Annotated in this window: 2 protein-coding genes and 3 pseudogenes; 4 read left to right on the forward strand and 1 reads right to left on the reverse strand. The window is 68.8% G+C overall.

The genetic code is table 11. The features are described 5' to 3' along the window. The 4 genes and pseudogenes from R1101_RS0117110 to R1101_RS27225 all read left to right on the forward strand — a co-directional run. Window positions 1-533: extracellular solute-binding protein (locus tag R1101_RS0117110; RefSeq protein WP_016934589.1), on the forward strand; the 533-nt coding region annotated here is incomplete at its 5' end. A gap of 25 nt (window positions 534-558) precedes the next feature. After that, window positions 559-2183 (forward strand): annotated as a pseudogene (locus tag R1101_RS27220) (ABC transporter permease). 26 nt (window positions 2184-2209) lie between these two features. Then, window positions 2210-2647 (forward strand): annotated as a pseudogene (locus R1101_RS31430) (ABC transporter ATP-binding protein); the annotation flags it as partial. A gap of 655 nt (window positions 2648-3302) precedes the next feature. Beyond that, on the forward strand, window positions 3303-3914 hold the full coding sequence (locus R1101_RS27225) for a histidine phosphatase family protein (RefSeq protein ID WP_016934591.1): 612 nt from the start codon (window positions 3303-3305) through the stop codon (window positions 3912-3914). Here the strand turns inward: R1101_RS27225 and R1101_RS0117130 are convergent. Then, window positions 3895-4235, reverse strand: a pseudogene (locus R1101_RS0117130) (SAM-dependent methyltransferase); the annotation flags it as partial. The gene R1101_RS27225 and the pseudogene R1101_RS0117130 sit on opposite strands and share 20 nt — an antisense overlap.

Here is a 4235-nt window from a genome sequence, read left to right on the forward strand (position 1 = left end):
ATCCGGGCTATCTCGGACGCATCACCCTGCCGAACCCGAACGTCTCGGGTGCCGCGGCGTTCAACACCGCCGTCTGGCTCGACACCTCCGAGCTCGGCGAGCAGTGGCTTGCCGGTCTTGCCGCGAACGAGCCCGTCGTCGCCGAGAGCAACGGCCCGGTCGGCCAGGCGGTCGCGGCCGGGACGCAACCGGTCGGCATCGTCGTCGACTATCTCGTCCGCGAACTCGCCGCGAAGGGATCTCCGATCGCGGTGTCCTATCCCACCGACGGTGTCCCGTACATCACCCAGCCCGCCGGCATCTTCACCGACTCCGACCGGACCGAAGCCGCCCAGAAGTTCGTCGATTTCCTCGTGAGTAGGAAGGGGCAGGAAATCGCGGTCTCACAGCAGTATCTTCCGGTGCGGGACGACGTGGGCACACCTGCCGGTGCTCCCGCCCTGTCCGAACTCACACTGCTGACACCGGACCTGCAGACGATCACGGACACCCAGGACGAGGCTGTCCGGAAGTTCGATGACCTCGTCGGCTGACCTCCGCACTCGGCCCGCCGCCCGAATGCCTTCCGGGCGGCGGGCCGATCCCGTCCTCGGTGTGCGGGTCGCTGTGTGGGTGTTCGTCGCCGCCGCGATCATCGCCCCACTCGCCACCGTGGTGGCGCTCGGCGCGAACGGGCGGCACATCGGGCAACTCCTCGACGACGATATCGCCGGTGCCGCGATCAACAGCGTCGTCTCGGCGGGATGCTCGGCGTTGTTCGCCGTCGTCCTGGCCACCACGATGGCGTTGTTCCTCGACCGTACCGATCTCCCCGGCCGAGGCTCCCTCCGCCTGATCCTGCTGTCGCCCCTGTTGATTCCGCCGTTCGTCGGTGCCATCGCCTGGACGGGGCTGCTCGGCCCCAGCGGAATGGTCAACCGCTTCTGGGCCGACCACGTCGGAGGCCCGCTCTGGAACATCTACGGGGGCGACGGTGTGGTGTTCCTCCTGACGGTGCACTCCTATCCGATGGCATATCTCATCATTTCGACCGCGCTGCGCAGGATCCCCGGAGACCTCGAGCAGGTGGCGCGCATCGGCGGAGCCTCGCCCTGGCGGGCGATGCGCACCGTGACGATCCCCCTGCTGCGACCGGCACTTCTCGCCGCGTTCACCCTCACTGCGGTGGGCAACCTCGCCGACTTCGGCATTCCGGCCCTCATCGGGCTGCCCGAGCGATACACGACCCTGTCGACGATGGTCTACCGGTACATCCAGTCGGGGACGGTCGATCGTCCCCTCGAAGTGGTGTCCACCATCGGCGTCGCCCTGCTGGCGCTCGCAGTGCTCGCCGTGGTGACGGACCGCGGATTGTCCCGCCGGCACCGGCAACTCGACGGAGCCGTCACCGCACCACGACAGATCCGGCTCGGGCGTGCACGCGTTCCGGCCGGTGTCGCCGCGTGGGTCGTCGGCCTCGGCCTGACCGTCCTGCCGATCCTGGCTCTCGCGACGCAGGCGCTGCTACCGGCTCCTGGCGTTCCGCTGACCTGGGACAACTTGACCCTCGACAGCATGGTTGCGGCCGTGACCGCACCGGGAACCCTGGTCGGAGTGAAGAATTCGCTGATTCTGGCCGTCGGCGCAGGCGTCGTGTGCGCGGTGGCCGGCCTGGCGATCGGCGTGCTCACCACGCGCACCCGATCCCGCGACAATGCGGGGCTCGACCTGACGGTGATGCTCCCGCAGGCGGTGCCCGGCCTCGTCATCGCGGTCGGATGGCTCATTCTGGGCCGGTACACCGGACTGTTCGACACGCGGTGGGTGATCCTCTGTGCCTATGTGACGGCTTTCCTCGCAGTCGTCGTCCAGGCCGTACGCGCCCGCTGTCGACCACGTCCGAGTCCCTGGAAGAGGTGGCCCGCACATCCGGCGCGTCGCGTCTTCGAGCGCTGCGGGACGTGCCGTGGGCGATGACCGTACCGGCCGCCGTGACCGGAGGCGTGCTGGTCGCCGTGACCGCGGTACGTGAACTGACGATGTCGGTGCTGCTCGTCGCGCCGGGCACCCAGACACTGGGTGTGTCGATCTTCAATCTGCAGCAGGCCGGCGACTACAACGCCGCGTCGGCGTTGTCCCTGCTCGTCGCGCTCGTGGGAATCGCCGGCCTCGGTGCGGTCACGGCTTCCCGTGCGGCTCGCTGAACTACTCACAGATCGGATAACTTTTCATGTCCGCGATCACCCTGACCGGTGTCGACCTGCGCTTCCCCGACGGCACCGCAGGACTGTCCGGAATCGACCTCGACGTTCGGGACGGCGAATTCGTAGCCCTCGTCGGTCCGTCCGGATCGGGGAAGACGACCCTGCTCCGCACGGTGGCCGGCTTTCTCGACCCCACCGACGGCACGATCCGGCTCGGTGAAGACGTCGTTGCCGACGGCACTCGGAGTGTCCCCCCGGAGAAGCGCCGTCTGGGCATGGTGTTCCAGAACCACGCCATCTGGCCGCACCGGAATGTGGGCCGCAATGTCGCGTATCCGCTGGAGATCGCGAAGATCCCGCGTGCCCACCGCGCGTCGCGGGTCGCCGAGGTGCTCGAGCTGGTGGGACTTCCGGGTCTGGAGAAGCGGGATCCGGCGACGCTGTCCGGCGGGCAGCGACAACGGGTGGCGCTCGCACGCGCACTTGCCGGCCGGCCCCGCGCTCTGTTGCTCGACGAGGCGTTGTCCGCCCTCGACGAGCCGCTCCGCGACCGGTTGCGTCTCGAATTGCGCACCCTCACCCGCTCCCAGCAACTCACGGTCGTCCACGTGACACACGATCGTGCCGAGGCGCTGGCGCTCGCCGACCGCGTCGTGGTGCTCGACCACGGCCGGATCCTGCAGATCGGCACACCCGAGGATCTCGTGCTCCGCCCGCGGTCCGCCTTCGTCGCCTCGTTCTTGTCGGATGCGAATCTGCTGACCGGCAGCGTGTCGGCGGACGGCTTCGTCAGCGACGACGGTGCCGTCCGGCTGCGACCGGATGCGATTCCGGACGATGCCTCCGGGCCGGGCACTCTCGCAGTTCTTCCCGGCGACATCACGTTGACGGCACCACAGGACGCGCCGAGGCAGGGCATCGTGATGTCGTCGCTGTTCGGACGCGATACCAGCGACGTCGTCGTCTCGTGCCGCGGTATCGAATTCCGTTGTGCCGTCGCAGGGTTACGTCCGGCGGTCGGAGACCGCGTGGGAGTGTCCGTCCACCGCGCGCTGTTCTACCCGTCGACCGGCAGGGTGACGACCGACGAAGACGCGAACGTGTTGTCCGGGGTGGTCGATGAACACCACCCGACTGGCTCTCGTACGGCACGGGCGTACCGACTGGAATCGGCGCGGCCTGCTGCAGGGCAGCACCGACGTCCCACTCGACGAGGTCGGCCGGGAGCAGGCACGGGGCGCCGCGCGCCTACTCGACCTCCTCGACCCCACCGGCTGGGACACCGTTGTGTCCTCGCCGCTGTCACGCGCGTACGACACCGGCCGAATCGTGGCCGCCCATCTGTGCATCGGGATGTCCGGAACGATTCCAGATCTGGCCGAACGTACCTACGGCGATGCCGAGGGCTCGACCCGGGAGGACGCCGAGGCGCGCTGGCCCGGCGGGAATTTCCCCGGACTCGAACCCCTGGGGGCAGTCGCCACGAGAGGCGTACGCGCACTCGACGTCGCTGCCGCGATGCACCCCGGCTGCCGGATCGTGGTCGTCTCGCACGGCGCACTGATCCGCGCTGTACTCGACCGGTTGTCACCGGAACCCGCGCCGCGCATCGTCAACGGCGCCGTGAGCGAACTCGAATGGTCCGGCCGGTGGGTGGTGCGATCGGTCAACCGCACCGCGCCACCGGACCCGGACGCCCGCGCGGGGCGGGTCAGCTCCGCTGCGCGGTGACCAGCAGGTATTCCCAGTCCATCGCTCCGCCACCGAGATCGTGACGCTGGGCGAGTTCGAGGAGCTCACGATCGAGGGACGCGACCCGCTCCTGATCCTCGGCGATGTTGCGGTACACCGCGATCGTGGGACCGTATGCGGCCTTGAAGAAGTCCCGGAAGTCCGCACCGGTCGCGAAGCACTCGACGCGGAGATTCTCGGTGCGTGCCTGCAGGTCGGTGACGCGATCGCCGATCAGTTCTCGTACGTGCACCTCGTCGCCCCACAGCGGTGGCGGTTGCGCGCCCGGAGGAGGCGGCGGCGCATACGGTTTCATCGTCG

Origin of the sequence: Rhodococcus sp. R1101, assembly GCF_000278445.1 — a bacterium.
GTDB classification, from domain to species: domain Bacteria; phylum Actinomycetota; class Actinomycetes; order Mycobacteriales; family Mycobacteriaceae; genus Rhodococcus; species Rhodococcus gordoniae.

What these genes read in the sequence shown, in the direction of transcription:
- R1101_RS27225 (WP_016934591.1), top strand. Translation starts at nt 3,303, where the DNA reads ATGAACACCACCCGACTGGCTCTCGTACGGCACGGGCGTACCGACTGG.